Source organism: Pseudomonas sp. SWRI92, from assembly GCF_014268685.1.
GTDB lineage: Bacteria > Pseudomonadota > Gammaproteobacteria > Pseudomonadales > Pseudomonadaceae > Aquipseudomonas > Aquipseudomonas marvdashtae.
In genome coordinates, this window is sequence record NZ_JABWQY010000001.1 from 549449 (window position 1) to 575478 (window position 26030).

At 61.9% G+C, this 26030-nt stretch carries 16 protein-coding genes; 12 read left to right on the top strand and 4 right to left on the bottom strand.

Annotation, left to right across the window (positions count from 1 at the left end):
• Window positions 1-109 precede the first annotated feature (109 nt).
• The 6 genes from HU762_RS02170 to HU762_RS02195 all read left to right on the top strand — a co-directional run bounded on the left by HU762_RS02170 (window position 110) and on the right by HU762_RS02195 (window position 13455).
• Window positions 110-892, top strand: coding sequence for an ABC transporter substrate-binding protein (locus tag HU762_RS02170; RefSeq protein ID WP_186632273.1), 783 nt, complete (start codon window positions 110-112; stop codon window positions 890-892).
• 67 nt (window positions 893-959) lie between these two features.
• Complete coding sequence (locus HU762_RS02175; RefSeq protein WP_186632276.1) at window positions 960-1385, top strand: heme-binding protein; 426 nt, start codon at window positions 960-962, stop codon at window positions 1383-1385.
• Between the two features lie 117 nt (window positions 1386-1502).
• Window positions 1503-2339, top strand: a complete 837-nt coding sequence (locus HU762_RS02180) for an AraC family transcriptional regulator (protein ID WP_186632279.1) — start codon at window positions 1503-1505, stop codon at window positions 2337-2339.
• 54 nt (window positions 2340-2393) lie between these two features.
• Entirely contained in the window at window positions 2394-2996 is a 603-nt protein-coding gene (locus HU762_RS02185) for a LysE family translocator (RefSeq protein ID WP_186632282.1), read from the top strand.
• A gap of 119 nt (window positions 2997-3115) precedes the next feature.
• Window positions 3116-8233: a leucine-rich repeat domain-containing protein gene (locus tag HU762_RS02190; protein ID WP_186632285.1), complete on the top strand. Its 5118-nt coding sequence runs from the start codon at window positions 3116-3118 to the stop codon at window positions 8231-8233.
• Window positions 8234-8355: 122 nt separating this feature from the next.
• A complete protein-coding gene (locus tag HU762_RS02195; RefSeq protein ID WP_186632288.1) occupies window positions 8356-13455 on the top strand; it encodes a leucine-rich repeat domain-containing protein in 5100 nt (1699 codons plus the stop codon).
• 50 nt (window positions 13456-13505) lie between these two features.
• On the opposite strand, the gene HU762_RS02200 is transcribed toward HU762_RS02195, so the two are convergent.
• Together HU762_RS02200 and HU762_RS02205 are read right to left on the bottom strand one after the other, a co-directional pair.
• Window positions 13506-14459, bottom strand: coding sequence for a class I SAM-dependent methyltransferase (locus tag HU762_RS02200; protein ID WP_186632292.1), 954 nt, complete (start codon window positions 14457-14459; stop codon window positions 13506-13508).
• Window positions 14460-14548: 89 nt separating this feature from the next.
• Entirely contained in the window at window positions 14549-15211 is a 663-nt protein-coding gene (locus tag HU762_RS02205) for a murein L,D-transpeptidase catalytic domain family protein (RefSeq protein WP_186632954.1), read from the bottom strand.
• A gap of 181 nt (window positions 15212-15392) precedes the next feature.
• Here HU762_RS02205 and HU762_RS02210 point away from each other — a divergent pair, with 181 nt between their 5' ends.
• Window positions 15393-16955: a L,D-transpeptidase family protein gene (locus HU762_RS02210; protein ID WP_186632295.1), complete on the top strand. Its 1563-nt coding sequence runs from the start codon at window positions 15393-15395 to the stop codon at window positions 16953-16955.
• Window positions 16956-16967: 12 nt separating this feature from the next.
• On the opposite strand, the gene HU762_RS02215 is transcribed toward HU762_RS02210, so the two are convergent.
• Window positions 16968-17600: an NAD(P)H-dependent oxidoreductase gene (locus HU762_RS02215; RefSeq protein WP_186632298.1), complete on the bottom strand. Its 633-nt coding sequence runs from the start codon at window positions 17598-17600 to the stop codon at window positions 16968-16970.
• An 86-nt stretch (window positions 17601-17686) separates the two neighbouring features.
• Between HU762_RS02215 and HU762_RS02220 the strand changes: the two genes are divergently transcribed.
• The 3 genes from HU762_RS02220 to HU762_RS02230 all read left to right on the top strand — a co-directional run bounded on the left by HU762_RS02220 (window position 17687) and on the right by HU762_RS02230 (window position 21620).
• Window positions 17687-18313, top strand: coding sequence for a TetR/AcrR family transcriptional regulator (locus tag HU762_RS02220; RefSeq protein ID WP_186632301.1), 627 nt, complete (start codon window positions 17687-17689; stop codon window positions 18311-18313).
• 131 nt (window positions 18314-18444) lie between these two features.
• On the top strand, window positions 18445-19971 hold the full coding sequence (locus tag HU762_RS02225) for an alpha-amylase family glycosyl hydrolase (RefSeq protein WP_186632304.1): 1527 nt from the start codon (window positions 18445-18447) through the stop codon (window positions 19969-19971).
• A 23-nt stretch (window positions 19972-19994) separates the two neighbouring features.
• Window positions 19995-21620, top strand: coding sequence for an alpha-amylase family protein (locus HU762_RS02230; protein ID WP_186632305.1), 1626 nt, complete (start codon window positions 19995-19997; stop codon window positions 21618-21620).
• Here HU762_RS02230 and HU762_RS02235 read toward each other — a convergent pair.
• On the bottom strand, window positions 21591-22574 hold the full coding sequence (locus HU762_RS02235; protein WP_186632308.1) for an SDR family oxidoreductase: 984 nt from the start codon (window positions 22572-22574) through the stop codon (window positions 21591-21593). The genes HU762_RS02230 and HU762_RS02235 overlap by 30 nt on opposite strands.
• A 486-nt stretch (window positions 22575-23060) precedes the next feature.
• Between HU762_RS02235 and nirB the strand changes: the two genes are divergently transcribed.
• The gene (gene nirB / locus HU762_RS02240; RefSeq protein ID WP_186632311.1) at window positions 23061-25622 is read left to right on the top strand and encodes a nitrite reductase large subunit NirB; all 2562 of its coding nucleotides are present in this window, start codon (window positions 23061-23063) and stop codon (window positions 25620-25622) included.
• Window positions 25622-26005, top strand: coding sequence for a nitrite reductase small subunit NirD (gene nirD, locus HU762_RS02245; RefSeq protein WP_186632314.1), 384 nt, complete (start codon window positions 25622-25624; stop codon window positions 26003-26005). Before nirB ends, nirD begins: the two co-directional genes overlap by 1 nt.
• Window positions 26006-26030 lie beyond the last annotated feature (25 nt).

Sequence of the window (26030 nt, forward strand, 5' to 3'; positions counted from 1 at the left end):
GACGACCGCCAGAGCTGTCGCCCGCGCTTTGTTCACGTTTGCTGCTGCCATAACGGATGACTTCACCTGGAGCGTCCGACATCAATAACATCGCATCCGGAGCTGATGAATGAACGTTAAACGCATTGCACTCAAGCTGGGCTTCGTCTCGTTGCTGGCCTTCGGCGCCAACCTGCACGCCGCCGAAACCTCGTTGCGCATCGGCATCGAAGCGGCCTATCCGCCATTTGCCTCGAAAACCCCGGACAACGCCATCGTCGGTTTTGACTATGACATTGGCCAAGCGCTCTGCGCCGAGATGAAGGTTCGGTGCGACTGGAAAGAGCAGGAGTTCGACGGCTTGATCCCGGCGCTCAAGGTGAAGAAAGTCGACGCGGTGATTTCGTCCATGTCGATCACGCCCGAACGGATGCAATCGGTGGACTTTACCAATCGTTACTACCGTATCCCGGCGCGCCTGGTGTTTCGCAAGGGCAGTGGCATTACTGACGTTCCGGCGCAGCTCAAGGGCAAGCGGATTGGTGTGCAGCGGGCGACCAATTTCGATCGCTACGTCACCGAGAAATTTGCCCCCGTCGGCGCCGAGGTGATCCGCTATGGTTCGCAGAACGAAGTCTTTCTCGATCTGCTGGGCGGGCGCCTGGACGCGACCATGGCCAGTTCGGTGGCCATCGACGAAAGCTTGCTCAAGCGTCCCGAAGGCAAGGATTTCGAATTTGTTGGCCCAAACTTCGTCGAAGAACAATACTTCGGAACTGGCATTGGTATCGCGGTGCGCAAGAACGATCCGTTGGCGAGCCGTTTCAACCAGGCGTTGGCGACTATCCGCGCCAATGGCACCTACGACCGGATTCGCCAGAAGTACTTTGATTTCGATATCTATGGCGAATGACCCTCGCCATGTTCATGGCCCGCGGCGTTGGCTGGCGGGCCTCACGATGCATAGCATGGAGTGATTCATGAAAACCAAAGCGGTACTCACGGAACAGGACGTCGCTCAGCTTCTGGTAGCGGCCAAGGAACTGGCGCACCAGCGCCAATGGGCCGTTTCGGTCTGCGTGGTGGACGACGGCGGGCATCCCCTGGGGCTGTTGCGCCTGGACGGTGCCTCGCCATTATCGACCTACATTGCCACTGAAAAAGCCCGCACCGCCGCCATGGGCCGACGTGACAGCAAGGTCTTCGAAGACATGATCAACGGTGGTCGTATCGCCTTCCTGAGCGCGCCGCATCTGCAGGGCATGCTCGAAGGGGGCGTGACGATCCGCCACGACGGCCAGTGCATCGGCGCCATCGGGGTGTCCGGCGTCAAGGCCGAGGAAGATGCGGAACTGGCGCGGTTGGCGGTGGAGGCGGTGTTGCCGCTGATTACACCCGACGCGTAAGGCTGGGTCTCCCGCTGGGAGCGAGCAGGATCGCTCCCGCACAACTGCACAAATCTTCCAGACTGAGCCGGCGACAGTGTTTAATCTGCCCAAGCGGAGACATAAGCGAGGCAGCCGATGACAGCGCGCAATTGGATCGATCTCAAGCAGGACGCCACGTCCGGCATCGAGACCGTGCGCGCGCATTTCGAGGGCCATGCCTACGATCCGCACTGGCACGATGCGTACCTGGTGGGCGTGACGGAGCAGGGCGTGCAGCAGTTCCATTGCCGGCAACAGCAACACAACAGCACACCAGGCAAGGTGTTCCTGCTGGAACCGGGGGAGCTGCATGATGGCAATGCCCCCCACGAAAACGGCTTCACCTATCGCACCCTGTATCTGGAACCTCAATGGCTGGAGCGGGAGCTGCGTTCACTGTTCGAAGAAGCCCCGGACCATGCCCAGCTGGGCTTTGCCGCCACCCTCAACGATGACGCACGATTGGCATGGGCCACGGCCACGGCCTTCCAGAGCCTGCATGTGCAGGAAATTCTGATCGTCCGCCAGACCGCCCTCGACACGCTGCTGTCGAACCTGACCCAACACCTGCACTGGCGCGCACGGATCAATCCCGACCCGCGCCTGCCGCTGGTCGCGCAGCAAGCCCGCGATTACCTGCACTGCCATTTGAGCGAAGACATCGGCCTGGACGACCTGGCCCGCGTCACCGGCGTGGATCGTTTTCGCCTGAGTCGTGCGTTCAAGGCCGCCTTCGGCCTGGCGCCCCATGCGTACCTGATCCAGCTGCGCCTGGCCCGGGCGCGACGCTTGCTCGCCAGCGGTGAAAGCGCCGCGACCGTGGCGGCCATGCTCGGCTTTGCCGATCAGAGTCACCTGGGCCGCTGGTTCCAGCGCGCCTATCGCTTGAGCCCGGCGGATTATCGAAAACGCTGCTCAATTGTTCCAGACTGAGCCCGGCCGCGTCGGGATGATCAGCTTCACGATCATCTACCGAGAAATTTCTTCATGGACCAGTTGCTGCCGTTTGCCTTGTTTGCCTTTGTCGCTTCCATCACTCCGGGCCCGACCAATATCCTGGTGCTGAGCCACAGCTCGCGCTACGGCCTGGCGACCACATGGCCGATCATCCTCGGCGCCTGCGCGGCGGCGGCGCTGCTGGTGTTGCTGGTGGGCACCGGACTCGGTGATGTGCTGGCGCGGCACGCGACGATTCAAACGGTCCTGTCCTGGGCCGGCATCGCCTGGCTGAGCTGGATGGCCTGGCAGATTTTCAGCGCACCAGCGGAGGCCATCGACCCGGATCGACCGGTGGAAGGTCCACGGCTTGGGCTGGTGGGAGCGGCCGGTTTGCAACTGGTAAACCCAAAGACCTGGATGATGGCGCTGGCGGTGGTCAGCGTATTCGCTGGTGCCGAGGCGGACCGTACCGTGCGGGTGCTCTGGCTGTCCCTGGCCTTTTTCGCGATTTCCATTCCATGCATGACCGCCTGGGCTTACTTGGGGCGGGGCGCCGCAAGGTTCTGCCGTTCCGCCGTGGCGATGGGGCGCTTCAACCGGATCATGGCGGTGTTGCTGCTGGTGTCGGCGTGGTTGACGTTGGTGGTGTAACCCCTTGCAACGGTTCGATGGTTTCAAAAAGTGATCGTTTCCGAGAGCATCCCCCGCACCTGAGCTGAGCGTGCTCAAAATTTCGAACGCTAAATCGACCCCAAGGAAGGAGGTCTGCCATGTCCATTCAAACTACCCATATCGAGTTCATCCAGGCCAGGCTGCCAGGCTGGTTGAAGCGAGCCTCCCGTGCGGACCAGAAGCGCTTCAAGGTGCTTGTCCAGCAATTGCAGCGCGACAGCGATGCGCTCAATGCGCTCCTGGTCGACTTGCCTGCACCGGAAGCCTTCGCCAGCGAACTGCTGCAGGCTGAGCCGCAAATACAGGCTTGGCGTCCAATAAACGGCGTCGGCGACCACGCGGACGCGATACGCCGTGCGAGGGTCAGGCGCGGGCCCTACGTTATTGATCCCACGTTGTCGGTGATCAAGGCGGCCATGGCCAATTATCCTCCCGGCGATGCGGTCATCGGCGGTGAGTTCGATACCAAGGGCGAACTTTTCATTCAGGGGCGGCCACAGGAATTTACCCGATGGGGCGCGCCGTCGGACACCGCGCCTTTACCCATGAGCCCGGCAGAGTTCGCGCGGCTGTGTCGCCGAGTGGACGTAGGCGGGGCTTACCGCCAGTTGCTGGAAGGGAAGCTGCCGCGCATCGGCAGCGAAATTCCAGCCATCGCCAACGTCTACATGGCGTATGCACGCAGCCAGCTGACTCATGATGCCTACGAGGCGAAACTAGACGGGCGCCTCGATGAAACCGGCGTGCGGTTGCTGGCTCACGTTGGCATCCAACTTGAAGAGCGGCCCGTCGTCCCCCTGGCCTGCGAGGTCAAGTCCCTGGAGCTGTTGTCGGTGCCGCTGTTTGGCGCGCGGGGGTATTGGGGCGTGCAAGGGGACGCCAGCGGCGTACGGCCGATTGTCCTGCACATTCCCAACGATGAAGTGGCGCCCCTCAAGCAGTTTGCCAGCCTGCAAGCCATGTCCGCCGAACTCACTGAGCGGGTACGCAGGCGCCGCTATCGCGAGCGCCTGATGGAGTATTTTCCGTTGCGTCTGCAGGCTTTGCTCGGGACGGCTCTCCATGACCAGGTGGAATGGCGGGTGGACAACAACCCCAACGTGATCCAGGAGCTCTACGCCAGGATCACCGGCTGGCGCGACGGGGAGCGGGGCGAGGATGGCAGCCGTCAACGTATCCGGATTCCCATGCCCAAGGTTGCCTGGGGCATGGGTGATCTACGTGTAGAACCGTGGACCGCTTGCTACAACGAATGGCGCGGCCAAGTCCTCGACAACGCGGCTACGCTGATGGTCCCGACCCGGTATCTGGACTGGCAGGCGCAGTTGGCTCGCCTTGCCTATTGGGAGAGCCTGGTCGAGCGTGCGTTGATGCTCGCCGCGACCTTCTTCCCGTTTTGTGCGCCCATCGGCATGACGGCAGCGGCGGTAGGCGGCGTACGCCTCGTGTACGAAATCTTCGAGGGCATCCAGGCATTCAATCAAGGGCATGCCCAGGAAGGCATCGAGCATATCTTCAACGTATTGTTCGGAATCGCTCAAGGTGCCTACCTGGGTTTTATCGGCGGCGCCATCGAGCCCATGCAAGTTCAGGATGGCAGCACGCGCTTGTGGAATGGCGATGTCACGCCTTTCCAGGCGCGACGATTGCCACCCGTGGAGGCCGAGCAGGATGCCTGGGGTGTCTGGCGAGCATCCGACAAGGCCTGGGTGCGAATCGACGATCGATACTTCGAAGTCCAAGGCACCGGCGATGCCTTGAACCTGCGATTGCCGGTCGGGCACCGTGGCATCAGGCCTCCGCTGGCGTGGAGCCGTGGCCGCGGTTGGCAATGGGCCCATCGTGACCCGATGCAGCGGGGCAACCTGGAGCTGTTGCGGTCCTTCGCCGAGACGCCTGGCGAACTCGATGACGTGGCGATTCTTGCGCTGCAGCGTCAGGTCGGAATCAGCGAGGCACATCTGCGCTACCTGCAAGTCGAGGGACAGCCGTTGCCGGTCATATTCGCCGACGCGCTGGATGAGGCCCGAAACTGGCAATGGCTGCGGCATACCATCGAGCGTCTGCGTCGTGATGAGGCGCCGGGTGGCAAACATTTTCGGATCGTCCAGACACTGGTTGAACTGCCAGGCTGGCCGAAGAAATTGACGCTGCGCTATTACGACGAGGTGACGCTTTATCCCGTGGGGAATAAGGCCAACACACGTTCTGTTCGCCTGACCAAGGCTGACCTGGAGCACGATGTCTGGGCGTCCTACGTGCTGGTCAGCCTTGACTCGGATGAGCAGGCCGCGATCCTCGGGCAAAGCAGTTTCGGCTTGCGTCCGGCGGAACGCAGTCATCTGCTGGCTCAACGCTGGGCCGAGCTATTGGAGCGCAACGCCGCTCGGCTGACCAAGGGCATGCGCCGACCCATCTTGCTCGATCCTTTGGCCGCGCCAGTACGCCGAGCCTTTCCCGGCTTGCCGGAATCCATCGCCAATGAGCTTGCCCGGGAGACCACCGGCCAGGACCGACTGCGCTTGCTCGATGGCCGAGTGAATGAAGGCTTGGGCAAACGGTGCGCGCAAGCCTTGCGCGAGCTGCGCCTGAGCCGTGCGTTGCGTGCCTTGGCACGCGGTGAAAGCAGCGGTGATCGTGATCGCATTGTCATGGGCCTGCTCGGCCGCTCGCCGCAGGCCCAAGGCCGGCTGCATTTGCGCCTATGGTCACGGGAGCTGAGAGGGCCGATCGAAGTGGAAGCAGAAGGCCCCATCAAGGTCATTCGCCAGGAAGACGATAAATACCGCCCCTTTGACGAATATGGTGAAGAGCTGGCTGGCCCCCTGGCGCTGGAGGAGGCCTTGCTCAGAGCCATGCCAGACAACGCGCGCCAGGCGTTGGGCTTGAATATCTGGGAAGCGGACAAGCTGCGCGCTCAGCTACTCGCCCAGGCACTGGAGGACCGGCAGGGATTGCGATCCTTTCTGTCGATGAAAGGCATCGGTGATGACGGCCCGCGTCCCCAGTGGCTGAATGGACGCTTGGGTTACCCGCTTAGCGGACGCGGGCGAATTCCGCTGCAGGAATGGCACCAGGGGCTCGACCATCGACTCGAGCAACTGTACCCCAGCCACGCAGGCATAGCGTTGGGGCGGCTTCGGCTGACTTTGGCCGAGCAGGCGCGGCGCGAGGGGATCAGCCTGGAAGATTTGCTCGGCGGATTGGAGGCCCAATGGACTGCGCTTGACGAAGGATTGCATCAATGGGTGATTCATAATGAGGCCCATCATTCCGTGGAAAGCCTCTATGACACCGAGGCGCGAGTCGGCCAGCGTACCGCCGTGGCAGAGGAAATTCGCCGTGCCTGGCGGCGCGCACCCGACCCACATCGGGAGGGCGGCGAGATAAGCTTGCATTTGGAGGGGCATGGCATCGGGCGGCTTCCTCCCATCAACGCGAATTTCGACCACATCGAAGAGCTGACGCTGGCGGACTTGAGCCTGGACGAAGATCCTTCGGATTTTCTCCGGCTGTTTCCCAACCTCGATATGCTGAGCCTGGACGATAACCTCCTCACGGCGATTCCCGTGGCAGTGGGCGAGCTGCGCGGGTTGATGGAGCTGTCATTGGGCCACAATCCCCTTGCCATCACCGCTGAGGTGTTTGCGCCTTTGCTTGGCGTCGATTCGGCGATTAATTTACGAGCCTTGGACCTGTCCGGCATCAGCAGTAACGCAGAATCGTCGACCAGCGCCGCAATGATCGCCGCCATCAATAGCCTGGCCGGGCTGCCTTCCCTGCGCGAGGTGGTATGGAGCGAGAACCTGCATTTTACCCCCCAGGAGTTGCAGGCAATCACGGCCTTGCCCGGACTGCTCGCATTGGATCTCATGAGTTGTGGCCTGCGGCTGGATGAGGCAGGCAGTGCCTTTCTGCGCACGGCCACGTCGTTGAAAAGGTTGCGCTTGAACGGCAATAACTGCACCCATCTCCCCAGCCTGCCCGAACTGACGCAACTGCGGGAATTGGAACTGGCCAAAACCGGGCTCGACAAGGTGCCGGCCCTGGCACTGACCGTGCTTGCCAATCCTTCAGAGAACGCTTTTCTTGACCTCAAGGGTAACCGCATCAACAACATTCAGGGCGAGCTGCTTCCCGCGCTTGGCGCCCGGCCAGATCCTGACGGCCTGGTATTGCTTCTTCACGATAACCCGCTGCCCAGTGCGCAGATCCAAGCGCTTCGCGTATTCAAGCCAGACGCTTTTCGCTACACGGTCGATGCCTGGTTGGACAGTTTTCCTACCTTCCAAAGTTCTCTGGAGGCGGCTCGCGACGATGCCGGCAATCGGCGTTTCATCGATTGGTTCTCCACCGCGATGACCGAAGCCAGTACCCGCGCCGATACTGGGCTTTCCTACAACGACCGGGTGAGGGCCGGCGCGGTCCTCCAGCATTACACGGGTTATGGCACCGTCTACGCCGAGCTCGCGCCCCGGCTTGGGGACTTCGACGAGCAATTGGGGGCCCTGCGCAGCCGCTTGCAAGCTCGCATCCTGGACCGGGAGCAGCCGGATATCGCGGAGTTGGAAGTGCACTTCACGATGTTCACTGCGATCCAGCGTGCCCGCCTTGCACCTCAAAGCGTGCCTTTTGCAGGTTTTCTGAACGAGCATTACGACTATTGGAATTTCATTCTGACCGCCCTGTATCCCGATGCCGTCCAGCGCAATGGGTGGATAACGCAAGAGCGCTTCATCGATTGGCTTAGCGCTGCCCAGGACAGTTTCGACAATAACGATCAAGCGGCTCGCGTCGGGGAAATGACCTGGCGCCCCTACCTCGGGCTGATGTCCCGGGACTGGGCCGATGGGCTGGCGATCTGGGATACGGTGGAAAACGATCTGGTGGACGCCTTCAGCGAACCGGTGGACCCGTCCGGTTGGCCCCAGGTGTTGCGGGACAACCTGGCGCAACCGGACGCCGGCTTGCCTAGCGCTTGGGAGTATGTCTCGGTGAACGGGCGGATGGCCTGGCGTCGGTCCAGCCTCGAGGCCGTGGCCGATGTGGATTGGGCCGCAGGCCAGCCGGTCAACCTCAACGACGACCAGTTCCGACGGACCATGGCCCTCTACCGCTCGGTCAAGAGCCGTGAAATGGATGCATTGGTTCGTCGCACCACGACCGATCTGGTCGTTCCCTGGTGGCCGGTGCGGGCGCCCGCTTCAACTGTCTGAAAACCGTTCTGAAAAAACTGTGCCGGCTGCGTTCCTCCTGTCAGGGCGTCGTCAGTCGGCATGATCGCCAGGTCATGGCCTGGCGGTAACCACTCAACAGCCCCCAAGGAAGGAGGTGAATCATGTCCACCCTCAAGACCCATGTAGAGCTCATCCAGGCTCGCCTGCCTGGTTGGTTAACCCAAGCCACGCGAGCGAGCCAGGAGCGTTTGAAAGCGCTCGCCCAACAATTGCAACGCGACAGTGATGCGCTCAATGCGCTGGTCAAGGACTGGCCCGATCCTTACGACTACACGCTCGATCAGCTCCAGGCCCAACCCGAAATGCAGGCCTGGGGCCCGGTGATAGGTGCGAGCGCGAAGGATGCGGTTCGCCGGGCACGGGTCAAGCGCGGCCCCTATGTGATCGACCCTTCATCGACCGTGGTGGAAGCCGCCATGGGAAATTTTCCGCCCGCCGATGCGGTCGTCAACAGCGACTTCGATAGGAAAGGGCAGCTCTACGTCCGACGCAAGCCAGACGAACATTATCGATGGGGACAACGGTCGGATACGGTTGGCATGCCCCTGTCTCCCGCCCAATTCGCCCAGGTGTGCCGACGTGTGGATGTCGGGGGCACCTACCGTAAGTTGCTTGAAAGCAAGTTGCCGCGTATCGCCGGCCAGGACGCTGCGGCTCCCACCGCTTACAAGGCTTATGCCCGCAGTCAGCTTGCCTATGATGCCTACGAGGCGAAGCTGGACGGGCGCCTCGATAAAACTGGCGAGCGGCTGCTGGCATCGGCCGGGGTGCAACTTGAGGTGGAGCCGACGGTCCCCTTGGCGTGTGAGTTCAAGACGTTGGAACTATTGTCGGTGCCGCTGTTTGGCGTGCGCGTCTACTGGGGCGTGAAGGGTGATGCCAAGGGCGTTCGCCCGGTGGTCCTGCACATGCCCAATGACGTCGTTGCACCGATCATGCAGTTTTCGAGCTTGCAGGCGATGTCGGCCGAGTTGACCGAGCGGGTGCGCAAACGCAGCTATCGCACAAGCCTGATGAATTACTTCCCGCTGCGCTTGCAGGCCGAACTGGGTATGGCCTTGCATGATCAGGTGGAGTGGGAAATAAAGGACAACCTGAATCTATTCCAGGAAATCAATGCCCGCATTAGCCATTGGCGCGAAGGCGAGCGGGGTGAAGACGACGGACGTATTCGTGTGCCGGCGCCACGCGTCGCCTGGGGCCTGGGCTATATCCGCGAAGAACACTGGAGCAATCGTTACCACGAATGGCGCGGGCACACCTTCGCCAATGCCTCGGCGCTGATGGTTTCCACCAGGGACAAGGACTGGCAAGCGCTCATGGATCGGCTCGAATATTGGGAGCGCATCGCTGAGCAGACGCTGATGCTCGCCGCCAGCTTCGTTCCGTTTTGCGCCCCCATCGGAATGGCGGCAGCGGCGGTGGGGGGCGTGCGGCTGGTGTATGAAATCTTCGAAGGCATCCAGGCGTTCAACGAAGGGCACGCGCAGGAGGGTATCGATCACATTTTCAATGTGTTGTTCGGCATCGCCCAGGGCGCCTACCTCGGATTCACCGGGGCGGCCATCGAACCCATGCCGGTGAAGGATGGCACCCTGCGCTTGTGGAATGGCGACGTCACACCGTTCCAAACGCGGCGCCTGCCTGGCATGGAGGCCGAACAGGACGCCTGGGGTGTATGGCGCACGCCAAGCGAGGCGTGGGTCCGTATCGACGATCATTATTTTGAGGTCCAGGGACAAGGGAGCTCCGTGGAACTGCGGCTGCCTGCCGGGCACCGGGGAGTGACTCCGCCGCTGGAATGGAGCCGTACCCGCGGTTGGCGCTGGGCCCATCAAAATCCCCTGCACCGAAACAACCTGCAACTGCTGCACAACTTTGCCGAGACGCCAGCCGAGTTGGACGACAACACCCTATTGGCGGTGCAGCGGCAGGTCGGCATCAGCGAGGCGCATCTGCGGTATCTGCAAGTCGAGGGACGCCCGATGCCCGCTGTGCTCGCCGACGCACTGGTTGAAACGCGCAATTGGAGCTGGGTACACCGGACCATTCAGCGCCTGAAGCAGAATCAAGCGCCCGGCGAAGTGCATTTCCGTGGCGTGCAAATGCTCGCAGAACTTCCTGGATGGCCGCGGGACGTTGCGCTGCGCTATCACGACGGCGCGCAATATTACCCGATGGGCAATCCCGCCAGCACGCGGGTGCTTTCACTGAGCAAATGGGACCTGGAAAATGACGCCTGGGCGGCCCGCATTCTGGATCGCCTCAAGATGAATGAGCAAACCGCCTTGCTCGGACAAAACAGCTTCGGCCTGAGCCCGCTGGAGCGCAATCGCCTGTTGGCTGGACGCTGGGCCCGGCAGTTGGAAAACAATACGCAACGGATAATCAGCGACATGGCTTCCCGGCCTGAGCTTGATCCATTGGCTGCGCCCTTGGCGCGGGATTTCCCCGGCTTGCCCGCATCGATGGCCAATGAGCTCGCCGGCCATGCGGCGGGCCGGGACCGGGCGCGTTTGCTGGAGGGGCGCGTGAGCGAGGGCCTGGGTAACCAGTGCGCCGAGGCCCTGCGTGAGCTGCGCCTGAGCCGTGCCTTGCGCAACCTGGAGCGCGGCGAAAGCAGCGTCGACCGGGATCGTCTCATCATGGGCCTGGTGGGCCGTGCCCCCCAGTTGCGTGGCCGGGTGCGGCTGCGCCTGTTTGCGCGTGAAGCGCCTCGCCCAATCGAGGTGGGTGAGGCCGGACCCTGGAAAATCATCCGCCAGGAGAACGAGCAATATCGCGCCTTTGACGAGGAAGGCAACGAACTCGCCGATGCGCCGGGCCTGGAGGATGCATTGCTCAGGGCGATGCCGGACGATGCTCGCCGAGCCCTTGGCTTGAACATTTGGGAAGGGGCTACATTTCGGACCCGACTGCTTGCCCAAGCCTTGGAGGACCGGCAAGGACTGCGCCCCTTGCTGATGATGAAGCCCCACGGCCAGGGCGGGGCTGGGCTGCAATGGATCAATGAACGCTGGGGTTATCCGGCCAGCGGGCGCGGACAGCTGCCGCTGCATGTTTGGAACCGCGGCCTCGCGGCGCGTCTTGAGCAGTTATACCCATCCTATGCAGGGGAGGATCTGGAAATTCTCCAAGAGAGCCTCACCCAGGAGGCGACGCGCCACAATATCAACCTGGGAAACTTCGTTGCCCAACTGGAAAATGACTGGGCCACGCTCAACAACGAGCTGGATCAATGGGAAGCCCATCCAGGGCTGCACCATCCCGCTGAAGGCAATGTCAATGTCGAGGTCCGGCGCTCACAGCGCAGGGCGGTAGCCGCGCAAATTCGTAGCGCCTGGCAACGTGTGCCGGATCCAAGCAATGAAGGCAGCGACATGGTATTGCGGTTGGACGGTAGCAACATCGGGCGTCTGCCGCCGATCAGTGTGCGTTTCGAACACATCGAAGAATTGATCCTGATGGATCTGGGGCTGAGCGAAGACCCTTCGGCCTTCCTGCGCCTGTTTCCCAATATCGATACGTTGTACCTGCAGGGCAATCAGCTCAGTGCGATACCCCTGGCAACCGGTGAACTGCGCCAGCTGACGGACCTCTCATTGAGCATTAACCCACTCAATATGACCGCCGACGTATTTGCCCCCTTGCTCGGTCCCGATCTAGCGCCACATCTGGAAATCCTGAGCCTGTCCCATGTCAGTAGCGGCACCGGGGCAGCGGCCAGCAGCGCGGTGGTCAGTGCTATCGGCCGCCTGGCCGAGCTTCCTTCGCTACGCGAGTTGGAATGGACCGACAACTTGCATTTTACCGAGCAGCAATTGCAGGCCATCACCGAGTTACCCCAATTGACTGCGTTGGATCTATCACGCTGCGGCTTGCGTCTGGATGAGCAAGGGAGCCAATTCCTGCGAAGCGCCACCGCCCTGGAGGAGCTGAGCCTCAACGGCAATAACTGCCGGGATTTGCCAGACTTGCCTGAACTTGTCGCGCTACAGGATCTGGAGCTGTCCGATACGGGGCTCACACGGGTACCGGCGCTGGCATTGACGATGCTGTCGAGGTCATCGGCTATCGAAGTCGACAGTATCGACCTGAGCAGCAACAGCATCACCCAAATCCAGGACGACCTGCTGCCCGTTCTCGAACGGGTGCAAGGGGGCAGCGTTGGCGTATTGCTCGACGACAATCCGCTGCCCAGCACGCAAATAAACGCACTTCGCCAGTGGGATAACGGCGCTTTCAGATACACCGTCGACGATTGGTTGTATATCAACCCGGGGCTACGGGACGCACTGGAAGTCGCTCGCGATGACGCCGTAAACCGTGGCTTCATCGACTGGTTTTCCGGGATGATGGGTGGCCTGGATGCCCATGCGGCAGTTGGCCTGACCTTCCAGGATCGCACGAGGGGTGCTCGCATCCTGGAGCATTTGATCGAGTATCAAAACGCGAATGAACCCTTACCCACGATCGTTGCCGATTTCGATCAGCGGATGACCGAACTGCGCGTGCGTCTGCGGGACCGGACCCTGGACAGGGTAAAGCCGGACCTCTGGGAAATTGAAGTGCACATGATGATGTTCGAGTCGGTCCTACGGGCTCGCCTGGCACGGCAAGGTGTGCCGTTCGCAAGTTTCCTGGTTGACCAGCACGCCTATTGGACCCACGTGCAGGTCGAGCGCTTTCCCGATGCCTTGGAGCGACCGCCCCATATGACCCGGGGGGCCTTCATCAACTGGCTCAGCGATGCACAGGACACCTTTAATAACAACGATCAAAACCCTCGGGTCGGGGAAATGACCTGGCGGCCTTATCTCGGAATCATGTCCGATGCCTGGACGCAAGGCCTGGAGGCCTGGGAGGGCGTAGACGAAGCCATTATCGATGCCTACAGCGAATCGGTGAATCCGTCCAGTTGGCCCCAAGTGCTGCTGGATAACCTCGCACGGCCGGATGCCGACCTGCCCAGCGCGTGGGAGCAAGTCGCAGAAAACGACCAGCTTGTCTGGCGCCGTGCGACGCTAGAACCCGTGGCAGATGTAGATTGGACGGCTGGCGAACCGGTGACCCTGACCGAAGACCAGTTGCGACGAACCATGGCGATCTATCGCTCGGTCAGGAGCCGGGAAATCGAGGCCCTGGTGCGACGAATAACAACAGACCTGGTCATTCCCTGGTGGCCGCAGCGACCGCGCTAGCTTCCCAACTGCGTAAATATGAAGAGCCCCGACGGGGCTCTTCTCAAATGTCATTCAGCTCCAGGCGTAGCCTGCTTGAATACCAGCGCTTTCAGTCCGCAAGCCAGATCGGCGTCAGGAAACTCCGGCGGATTTTCCAGGCGCGCGTGGAATACAAGTCCCGGCGCTTCGCGCATGACGCCGTCGATGAGGAAATCCGGGCCGGTGGCCGGGTCGTTGCTACAGGCCAGGACCGTGCCGTGAGCGGCCAGCAGTTCCGGCAGGCGGCGCAACACGCGTTGATAATCCTTGGTCAACAGAAAGCTGCCTTTCTGGAAAGTGGGTGGATCGATGATCACCAGGTCGTACGGGCCACTGTTGATCACCTTGCCCCAAGACTTGAACAAGTCGTGTCCCAGGAAACTCACCTTATCCAGGTCATGCCCGTTCAGCCGGTGGTTGTCGCGGCCACGACTCAGCGCCGCGCGGGACATATCCAGGTTGACCACATGCTGCGCGCCGCCGGCAATCGCCGCCACGGAAAAGCCGCAGGTGTAGGCGAACAGGTTGAGCACGCGTTTTCCGGCGGCGTTGGACCGCACCCAGTCGCGGCCGTAGCGCATGTCGAGGAACAGGCCATTGTTTTGCTTCTTGCCCAAGTCGATTCGGTAGCGCAGGCCGCCTTCGGTCAGGGTCCATTCATTGATCGGTTCGCCTACTAGCCATTGGGTGAGGCTATCGGGCAGGTAGCGGTGCTGCACCGCCAGCGTATGGGCGGCGCTGTGCTGCCAGGCGGGCGAGGTGGGGAGGGTGCACAGCATTGACAGCAAATTCTCCAGCTGCGCCGCCTCGGGTTCCTTGAACAGCGAAACCAGTACCACCCCTTGCAGCCAATCGATGGTGATCTGCTCCAGCCCCGGCCAGCAGCGACCGCGGCCATGGAACAGGCGCCGGGTTTCTTCGGGCACCGATTCCAGGGCGGTCAGCAAATGGGTATGCAGGGTTTGCAGTGCTTCAGGGTTCATCGGACAACGCCAGCGATTCGAAAGGCCGGCATTTTAACCGTAGGCGGACCGGGCGCAATCCCCGTGGCGAGGGAGCTTGCTCCCGCTCATCAACCCTCGCTGGCCCCCAGAATGCTCGCCACTTGTTGCGGCTGGCAATTCAGATAAGCCGAGCGCTTGAGCCACGCCGGGTCGGGATACCAGGAAAACATGAATTGCCCACCCTTGAGCTTGTCGATCACCTGGCGCGCCACTTGCGGCCGCACCGCAGGACAGCCCAGGCTGCGCCCGATACGGCCCTGGCGTGCGCTCCACAGCGGATTCACGTAATCGGCGGCATGGATGACGATGGCGCGGTCGCGGGCCAAGTCGTTGAAGCCCGGTTCAAGGCCATCCATGCGCAGCGAATAGCCATGGGCGCCCTGGTAACTTTCCTGGGTACGGAACAGTCCCAGGCTGGACTGGTAACTGCCCAGGCGGTTGGAAAACTGCGTGGCGAAATTTTCCCCGGATTTCTGCCCATGGGCCACCAGGTCGCGCAGGACCAGCTTCTTTTGGCGCAGGTCGAAGATCCACAGGCGCCGGGCCGTCGAAGGTTGCGAATAATCGATCACGGCAAGATGGCGAGCCTGTCGGGCACCGTTCGCGACTGCGCACTGCATCGCACTCAAGGCACTTTTCAGCGCTTGGGGATTGAGTTCCGGCGCCGCGTGGGCGAGGCTGTTGTAAAGAGGTTGGGCGTTGAGCTTTGCCGCCAGCGCCGGGCTGCACATCAGGGCGAGGCCGGTGATGAGCAGACAAAGTTGGCGCAGTAGGCCCGATACCGGCGTAAACAGCTGAGGGCGGCGTTCGTTTGCGGCATCCCATCCGATTGTGTTTGTTTGCATGATGATGGGTCGTACCTGTCGCAAAAATTCACCGTCAACGAGACGGCCATGGATTGGAGTAAAGCAGTTGTTCAAAAAGACCGCATGTTACCTGAGCCTTTTCTTGCTCGTTGCGCCATTGGTCGCTGCAGCCGAGGAGGGCGATCCAGCGCTGGCGCAAACCACATTGGCGCAGCTGTCGGTCAACTGCCCCGATCTGGCTGCCCGTGTCGACTTTCCGACAGTGATGAGCTTGCAGGCGCTATACCAGCAAAACGCAGGCCAGGCACTCTGGTCGAACGACGGGCGGTTACAGGCGCTGCAGGTCCAACTTCAACAATTGGCTGACGATGGACTGGATCCGGCGCGCTACAGCTTGCCGGACGAAGGCGCCTACCCGAATGCCGCCTGTACCGACATCGCCATCAGCGAGCGTTATCTGCAGGCCCTGCACGACCTGCGTTTCGGTTATCTGCCTCAAAAGCGTCTGGAACCTGTCTGGAAAACCAATCCGCAGTTGCCGGACCGTCAAGCCATGGTGTTGCAATTCGCCGTGACGGGCCTGCACAACCCTGTCGAGGCTTTTGAGCAGGCCCGGCCGAGCCTCGACCTTTATCGCAACCTGCGCGAACTCTACGCCCGTCAGCGGCAGCTGCCTTTGGCTGACTGGCAATCGGTGCCCGGTGGCTCGCTGTTGCAGCCGGACAAACGCGATGCCCGAGTACCAGCGCTGGCCCGTCGATTGTTCAACGAGGGTTACCTGAGCGTGCCGCCCCCCGAGACCGATGAGCATTACGGGCCGAGCCTTGTGGATGCGATGAAAAGCTTCCAACTTCATCATTCGCTGCAAGCCGATGGCGTCGTGGGGCCGTGGACCGTCACCGAACTGAACATCAGCCCGGCGATGCGCCGCGAACAGCTGCGCATCAACCTGGAGCGCATGCGCTGGCTTGCCCAGGACCTCGAGCCGGACAGCGTGCTGGTCAACGTCGCGGCGGCGCAACTGACGGTTTACCAGGGCGGCGCGCCAATCTGGCAAACCCGTACCCAGGTCGGGCGTGCCGAACGGCAGACGCCGCTGATCAAATCGCGGATCACGCGCTTGACGCTCAACCCCACGTGGACCATCCCGCCAACGATCATGCGCGAAGACAAGCTGCCCGAGATTCGTCGCGATCCGGAGTTTCTCAGCCGACATAACCTCAGGGTGCTCGACCGGGACGGCATGCCGGTGGCGGTGGAGAATGTCGACTGGGACCACCCCGGCACGCTCATGCTGCGCCAGGATCCCGGTGCGAAAAACCCACTGGGCAAAATGGCGATCCGTTTCCCCAATCCGTTTTCCGTATACCTGCATGACACGCCTAGCCAGGCGTTATTCAGCAAAGGGCCGCGGGCGTTCAGCTCAGGCTGCGTGCGTATCGAGCAAGTCATGCACCTGCGGGACTTGTTGGTGACTGCGGCCGAACGCACGCGCACCGACACTTTGCTGGCCAGCGAACTGACTCATGAGTTCAGGCTGGCCAAGCCCGTGCCGATCCTGCTGGGCTACTGGACCGCGCAGGCGGACAGCCAGGGGCGGGCGGTGTACGTCCCGGATATCTACCAACGCGATGCAGTCCTCTCTGCGGCTGGCAGCCGTGCGCTCTGATGGCGATCATGTTCAGGCGCATTCGACCTCGGCGCCGACGCGTGCCGTCTCGTCGGTCGTCGAGAACAGCCGCTGCCCGATTGCCTGCGCAGTGTCCAGGTGAGTCTTTGGGTCAACCGTTTCCGACTCGAGCAAGCGTTCGGAGCTCACTACGCGGGCCCCGCAGTAATCGAAGATGCCATGTTCAATCTGGGTCACCATCGCCTGGTCATAGCCGTGGCGTTGAAAGCTGTCCGCGTCTGCGCCACCGACGGCCAACAGATGGACCCGCAGATGTTGGAGCTGCTGGGAGAATGACTCGCCGAGCCGGAAATCGAACGCCCAGCCGTTGGAAAATACCCGGTCGATCCAACCCTTGAGCAACGCCGGCGTCGACCACCAGTAAATCGGATAGACCAGCACCAGCGCATCGGCACGCTCGATCCTGGCTTGCTCGGCCAGCACATCGGCCGGCGGCGACGCCTCGCGATGGTGAACCGCGTGGTCGGCGAAGCTGAAGCGTGGGTCGAATCCCTCGGTCGCCAGGTCGGCTATCTCGAATGTATCGGCCGGATTGGCTTGGATGATTCCGTTGCCGACGGCTTGGGCCAGCGCATGGGTCAGGGAACGGGGATCATGATGGGCAACAACGATCAAGGCATGCATGTCGAATCTCCTTCTGGCATCACACAACGTCAAGCGAGTATGCTTGGTTAAGTTACGAACAGTAAGTTACGGCTGGTAAAGTAAGCATGTCAAGCACTGATGAACATTCACAGCCCTCTGCCGCACCCCGTCGACGCTTGTCGCGTGCGGATCGCCAACGGCAGCTACTCGACGTCGCCTGGCGCCTGGTGCGGGAGGAGGGTAGCGAAGCGTTGACGTTGGCCCGGCTTGCGGAACAGGCAGGGGTTACCAAGCCTATCGTCTACGACCACTTCATTACCCGGTCAGGCCTCCTGGCAGCGCTTTACCAGGATTTCGATGGCAGGCAGACCGCGTTGATGGATGCTGCACTCCAAGCCAGTGAACCGACGCTGGAAAGCCGGGCGCAGGTCATCGCTTCTTCCTTCGTCGAATGCGTCCTCCTTCAGGGGCGGGAGATTCCTGGGGTCAGCGCGGCCTTGAGCAGCACGCCAGAACTCGAACGCATCAAGAGGGAGTACGAAGGGGCCTTCCTGGATAAATGCCGGGTGGTGCTGGAACCGTTCGCCGGAACCGGGCGCCTTTCCCAAGCGCGCCTGCGGGCGATGCTGGGGGCGGCGGAAGCGTTGTCCGATGCGGCGGCCAACGGCGAAATCAGCGCGGACGAGGCCAAGCATGAGCTGTTTGAATGCATCGTTTCGATGGTCGAGCGGGCTGAAATTACGCCTGGGTGATTCACTTTCCATCAAGAAAAAACGAACCCCAGGCGCTTTTTCCGGTTCTTAACTGATGTCCCCGGTTTAACAGGGACATCAGGCGGGGCTGCGGTCTTGCCCACCAAACACTGCGATCAAAGGAGGCGACTATGCCCAACTCCTTCCCTTCGCCCTGGTGGAAGAACGCCGTGATCTACCAGGTCTATCCTCGCTCTTTTGCCGATGCCAATGGCGATGGCATCGGCGACCTCCCCGGACTGACGGCACGCCTGGACCACCTGCAGCGCCTGGGTATCGATGCGTTGTGGCTGTCCCCGGTGTACCGTTCGCCGATGTGCGATGCCGGTTATGACATCTGCGACTACACCGACGTCGACCCGCTGTTCGGCAGCCTGGCCGACCTGGACAACTTGATCGAGCAGGCCCACCGGCGCGGACTAAAAGTGTTGCTCGACTTCGTGCCGAACCACACTTCCGACCAACATCCGTGGTTCATCGAATCGCGCTCCAGCCGCGACAATCCCAAGCGCGACTGGTACATCTGGCGCGACCAGCCGAACAACTGGCGTGCCTCGATCGACGGCGGCAGCGCCTGGACCTGGGACGAAACCAGCCAGCAGTATTATCTGCATTTCTTCCTGCCGCAGCAGCCCGATCTCAACTGGCACAACCCGCAAGTGGTCGCTGCCATGCAACAGGTGCTGCATTTCTGGCTAGAGCGCGGCGTGGATGGCTTTCGCGTCGATGTGGTGCATTGCGTCGGCAAGGACCAGAGCTTTGCCGACGATCCGCGCTGCATGGCGGGCGAGACCATGGTCAAGATCAACGACCAACCTTACAGCCACGAGGTGTTGCGCGGACTGCGCCGGCTGGTGGACAGCTACCCCGGCGAGCGCGTGCTGATCGGCGAAGTGAATATCCGCTCCACCGCCCAGGTCGCGGCCTATTACGGCGCCAGTGACGAGCTGCACATGTCGTTCAACTTCCCACCGTTGGACGCTCCCTGGGATCCGGTGGTGTTGCGAATGTGTGTGCGCGAAGTGGAAAACGACTTGGGCCCGCTGCAGGCGTGGCCGACCTGGGTGCTTTCCAACCACGACAACAGCCGCCACCGCAGCCGGTACGGCGGCTCGTTGCGGCGGACCCGGGCAGCGGCGGTGATGTTACTGACATTGCGCGGGACGCCTTTTATCTACCAGGGTGAAGAACTGGGCCTGGAGGATACGCAGGTGACCGCCCAGACCCGCGTCGATCCTGGCGGGCGCGATGGCAGCCGGGCGCCGTTGCCATGGACGGTCCAGGCGCCTCACGGTTGGTCGGGGCAGGCGCCGTGGCTGCCTTTTGCACCCGATGCCGGCCTGTTATCGGTGGAAGCGCAAGAGCGAGCCACCGATTCCGTTTTGGCGCTGTACCGGCGGTTGCTGACGTGTCGGCGCAACAGCCGGGCGCTGCGCCTGGGCGAGTGGGAGGAACTGCCTTCGCACCCGCAGGTGCTGGCTTATCGGCGTCATTGCGACGGCGACGAACGGCTGGTCTGCATCAACTTCGCCGACAGCGAGCACGCGTTTCCCCTGGCCGATCCCTGGCGCGTGCAGATCGCCAGCGACGGGGCAGGCGAAGGCCAGCCCTTCACCGGCCGCCTGGCCGCCGAGCAGGCCCTGATCCTGTGTCGATAAACTGTGTCGATAAGGAGTGACCGATGAAAGCCAACTGGCACCGAAATACCTTGATCTACCAGATCGACCCTTCCTTGTTCTACGACAGCAACGGCGACGGCCGTGGCGACCTGAAAGGCATCATTCGCCAGCTCGATTATCTCCAGGCGCTAGGTGTCGGCGCGCTGTGGTTGATGCCCTTATACCGTTCGCCGTTCAAGGACGCCGGTTACGACGTCAGCGATTTCATGGCCCTGGACCCGCGCTTCGGCAGTGAAGAAGACCTGCGTCAGTTGATCGTCCAGGCGCGGGAACGGGGTATTCGGGTCATTCTCGAACTGGTGGTGCAACATACCTCCGACCAACATCCGTGGTTCCAGAGGGCACGTCGTGACAAGAACAGCGTCTACCGCGACTACTACCTGTGGTCCGACGAACCGGTGGACGACGGCAACCAACCGATCTTTCCCTCGGTGGAAGACAGCATCTGGCGTTGGGACGAACAGGCCGGGCAATACTATCGGCATCTGTTCTATCGTCATGAACCGGACCTCAACCTGGCGAACCCGAAAGTCGTCGAGGAAATCGAGCGGATCATGGTCCATTGGCTTGAACTGGGGATCGCCGGCTTTCGCCTCGATGCCGCTTCGCACCTGGTCGAGCAGGCCGGTCGTGGGGATGAAGAGCAGGGTGTCTGGGTGCTGGACCGGCTGTTCAAGTATATGACCCGTATCAATCCGGAAGGCGTGCTGATGGGGGAAGTGGACGTCGAACCGGAGCGTTACAGCCATTACTTCGGCACTGGCGAGCGGCTGGGCCTGGTCCTGGATTTCTGGGTCAATAATCATCTGTTCCTGGCCTTGGCCCGAGGCGAAGCCGAACCCTTGCGGCGTGCAATCAGCCAACGCCCCGCACCGCCTGACGGTGCCAACTACGCGGTGTGGCTGCGCAACCATGACGAACTGGACCTGGAACGCTTGAGCGAGGAGGAGCGCGAAGAAGTCATGCAGGCGTTTGCCCCCCAGGAAAACATGCGCTTGTATGGCCGGGGTATTCGCCGCCGCCTGGCGCCGATGCTCGATGGGAATGTGCATCGTCAGGCGCTGGCCCAGGCATTGCTGTTGTCGTTGCCGGGCACGCCAATCGTGCGCTATGGCGAAGAAATAGGCATGGGCGACGACCTTTCACGCCCCGAGCGCCTGTCCGTGCGCACGCCGATGCAGTGGAACGATCAGGCCAATGCGGGCTTTTCTTCGAGCCAATCCCTGGCTGCTCCGGTGATCGATGAGGGCCCGTTCGCCTACACGAACTTGAATGTCGCGCACCAGCAGGACGATCCCGATTCCCTGCTGACTCGGACTCGCACGCTGCTATCGGCGCGGTCGCGATTGACCGAAGTCGGCGACGGCAAGGCGCAACTGTTGTCGGTCAGCCATCCGGCGGTATTCGCCATCGCCCACGTGTGCGACGACACTTCAGTCATGTTGGCGAACCTGAGTGACGAAACGGTCGACGTGCAACTCGAGGAGATGGATGTGCAAGGCTTTGAAGAAGTGCTGGCGGACGGTCCGTACCCGCACTCGCCAAAGTCGAGCCTGACGCTGTGTGGCTACGGGTATCGCTGGTTTCGCCGCACCGGTTCAAAACAGCAGCAACACCACGGCGAGTAATCCTGCGACGGCGAACAACAGTGCTGACACCTGGGTCGAACTGAGGGCCAATGCCGAATCCCGCGAGCGGCCAGCGAACCGCCCGCGAGTACGGTGCAAGGATTGCTGCGACTCGAACAGATTGTCGGCTCGTTGGTTGTCATCATCCTCGCTGGTCATTTGTCCGGCGTAGGCGTTGCGGGCCAACAAGCGATCAAGCAGGCCCGGCATCAGGCACGTACCAACGATCGCTTTCAGGGAGGCGGTGCCCAGCCACAATTCCCTGGGCGTGCGCTTCACCACGCTGAAAATGGCCCGTGCCGCCACGTCCGGATCATGAATCGGCGGCACCGGTTGCGGGCGCTTGCCCAATTTGTTGCGCGCCCAATCGAACTGCGGCGTATTGATCGCCGGCAACTGCACCATGCAGACCCGGATGTCGCTGTGCTCATGGAGCAATTCGCAGCGCAACGAATCGGTGAAGCCACGCACCGCGAACTTGGCGCCGCAATAGGCCGCTTGCAGCGGAATGGCGCGATAGGCCAGCGCCGAGCCGACCTGGATGATCACCCCACGATTGCGCCGCCCCATCAGGTCCAAGGCCGCGAGCGTGCCGTGGACGGTGCCCAGGTAAGTCACCGCCGTGACTCTCTGGACCTCTTCGGCACCCAGTTGGCGGATAGGTGAAAACACGGTGATCATCGCGCAATTGACCCATACGCCGACCGGCCCCAGCTCGCGCTCCATACGCTGTGCCGCCTCGAATACCGCCTCGGCATCAGCGACATCGACGCTGATGCCCACGCTCATCGCACCCAACTGTTTCAATTCCTCTTGCGTGGCCGCCAGGCCTTGCTCGCCTCGGGCCAGCAACCCGACTCGATAGCCGGCGACGGCAAAACGGTGCGCGGTGGCACGGCCGACGCCAGCGGTGGCGCCACAGATCACGACGACAGGTGGGGTTCGCTCATCCATTGCATTCACCTCTGATCAATAGCCCTATACCTGTGAAAATGGGTGCTGGCAATGGTTCAGGATTTTTGCGCGCGGGTCGCAGCGGCTGCACTTTTATGAAGCCGCGGGCGGGAGATCGCACCATCGCAAGGCAATCGGCGTGGGGCGCGACAGCCCTGGTAGCACCGTTGGCGAAGTGCGTGCGCCAGTGGCCAAGTCCGTTCCCACAAGGGCTTTTCCTTGGGGACGGGCCCGTGGGAACGGTTGCGGCCCAAGCTTGGCACGCTCGCTGCAAGAACCTCCACAGGCCCACCGCGAACACAATCGAGTGGGCACCCCCGTCGGTCAACGATGATCGAGAGCCAGCAGGCCGGGGAATAACGGTAGGTCCAGGCGCAGCCGCCGGGCCGATACCGCACAGAACAGGCAAAGACGCCTGGAACCGCAAGGTTTCAGGCGTCTTTTTTTTGCTTCCAGAACCGTGATTGGCTTTTGTCGGGTGCTTTTATGAATTCCAACGTTGCTTCTCTGAACAAGCTGCAAACGCTGATCGTGATCGGCAATGGCATGGTCGGCCATCACTGCGTCGAGCAACTGGTCGAGCGCGGCGCGCTCAACCATTATCACGTGCATGTCTTCAGTGAAGAGCCGATGCGTGCCTATGACCGCGTGCACCTGTCCGAGTATTTCTCGGGTCGCGACGCCGAGTCCCTGGCCCTCGGCGAAGCGTCGTTGTACCAGACTCCGGGTGTCACGCTGCACCTGGGCGTTCCGGTACTGGAAATCGACCGCCAGGCGCGCCAGGTAGTCACTGCCGGGGAACGCATCAGCTACGACAAACTGGTGCTCGCCACCGGCTCCTACCCATTCGTGCCGCCGATCCAGGGCGCCGAAGGCGATTCCTGCCTGGTCTACCGCACCCTGCAAGACCTCGACGCGATCCGCGCCGCCGCGAGCAATGCCCGTCGTGGCGTGGTGGTCGGTGGCGGCCTGCTGGGCCTGGAAGCGGCCAACGCCCTGAAGACTCTTGGCCTGGAAGCCCACGTGGTGGAATTCGCCCCGCGCTTGATGCCGGTGCAACTGGACGAGCAGGGCGGCCTGGCCCTCAAGGCGCGCATCGAGAAGCTGGGTGTCGGCGTGCATTTGTCCAAAGGCACTCAATCCATCAGCGCCGGTGAGCAGTACCGTTATCGGATGAACTTCGGTGACGACGACTTCCTGGAAACCGACCTGATCGTGTTCTCCGCCGGTATCCGCGCCCAGGATGCCTTGGCCCGCCAATGTGAATTGCAGATCGGCCCGCGCGGTGGCGTGGTGATTGACGACCTCTGCCAAAGCAGCGACCCGGACATCTACGCCATCGGCGAATGCGCCGCCTGGAATGGCAGCATCTTCGGCCTGGTCGCGCCGGGCTACCAAATGGCCCGTAACGTTGCGGCGCGCCTGTGCGGCGAGGCTGGTGAGGCGTTCACCGGCGCCGACATGTCCACCAAGCTCAAGCTGCTCGGCGTTGATGTGGGCTCCATTGGCGACGCCCATGGCAGCACCCCAGGTTCGCGCAGCTTCCAGTTCATCGACCAGACCAGCGCCAGCTACCGGCGTTTGGTGGTGGATGCCGACGGCAAGCGGGTGATCGGCGCGGTGCTGGTCGGTGACAACAGTTACTACGATACGTTGTTGCAGTACATGCAGAACGCAATCGCCTTGCCCAAGGACGCCGCCGCGCTGATTCTGCCATCGTCCGAAGGCGCTCCGACACTGGGCCCGGCGGCGTTGCCCGAAGCGGCGACGATTTGCTCGTGCCACAACGTCACCAAGGGTTCGATCTGCTCGGCCATCGACGGTGGCTGCACCGACCTCGGCCAATTGAAGTGCGACACCAAGGCCGGTACCGGTTGCGGCGGTTGCGCGGCCCTGGTCAAGCAGGTGTTCGAGCACGAGTTGATTGCCCGTGGCGTCAGCGTCGACAAGAGCTTGTGCGAACACTTTGCCTACACCCGACAAGAGCTCTACGCACTGGTACGAGTAGAAGGGATCATCAGTTTCGAGGAGCTGCTGGCCAAGCACGGCCGTGGCCACACCGGCTGCGACCTGTGCAAGCCGGCCGTGGGCTCGATCCTGGCGTCGTGCTGGAACCAGCCGATCATGGACGCGCACCTGGTGCCGTTGCAGGACACCAACGACACCTTCATGGCGAACATGCAGAAAAACGGCACCTATTCGGTGGTGCCGCGCATCGCCGGGGGTGAAATCACCGCTGACAAACTGATCGCCATCGGCGTGGTGGCGAAGAAATACGACCTCTACACCAAAATCACCGGCGGCCAGCGCATCGACCTGTTCGGTGCCCAGTTGCACCAGTTGCCGGACATCTGGGCCGAGCTGATCGAAGCCGGTTTCGAAACCGGTCACGCCTACGGCAAATCGACGCGCACGGTGAAATCCTGCGTGGGCAGCACCTGGTGCCGCTACGGCGTGCAGGACAGTGTGCAAATGGCGCTGACCATCGAGGATCGCTACAAAGGCCTGCGCTCGCCACACAAACTCAAATTCGCGGTGTCCGGCTGCACCCGCGAGTGCGCCGAAGCCCAGAGCAAGGACGTTGGTGTGATCGCCACCGAGAAGGGCTGGAATCTCTATATCGCAGGCAACGGTGGCATGCGCCCGCGTCACGCCGAGCTGTTCGCCACCGACCTGGATGACGCCACGCTGATCCGCTATATCGATCGTTTCCTGATGTTCTACATCCGCACCGCCGACAAGCTGCAGCGCACCTCGGTGTGGCGCGAAAGCCTGGAAGGCGGCCTGGATTACCTCAAGGACGTGATCATCCACGACAGCCTGGGCCTGGGCGCCGAGCTTGAAGCGCAGATGCAACTGGTGGTCGACCGCTACGAATGCGAGTGGGCCAACGCCTTGAAAGACCCCGAGAAGCTCAAGCGCTTCCGCACGTTCGTCAACGACAAGCGTGGCGACCCGGACGTCCATTTCGTCCGTGAACGCGGCCAGCGTCGGCCGGTGCATGCCGGCGAACTTCACCTGATTCCCGTCACCGAGGAGGTGCTCTGATGAGCCAGTCAAACGTCGTTCGTATTCCCGCTCGCGATCTCGCCCTGGAACCGTTGCAATGGCGCGCCCTGTGCAGCCGCGAGGATCTGGTGCCCAATTCCGGTGTGGTCGCCTGGCATGACGGTAGCCAAGTGGCGCTGCTCTACCTGCCAGATGAGGAGAAGCCGCTGTACGCCATCGACAACCGCGATCCCAAGTCCGGCGCGAACGTGATCGGTCGCGGCTTGCTGGGTAGCATCAAGGGTGAACTGGTGATTGCTTCGCCGATGTACAAACAGCATTTCCGCCTGGAAGACGGGCATTGCCTGGAATACCCGGAACAGCGCCTGCGGGTCTGGCCGGTGCGTTTGAACGGCGATGTGGTTGAGATTGGCGAAGACTGATTGCCGCTTTTTTTGAAGCTGGGGA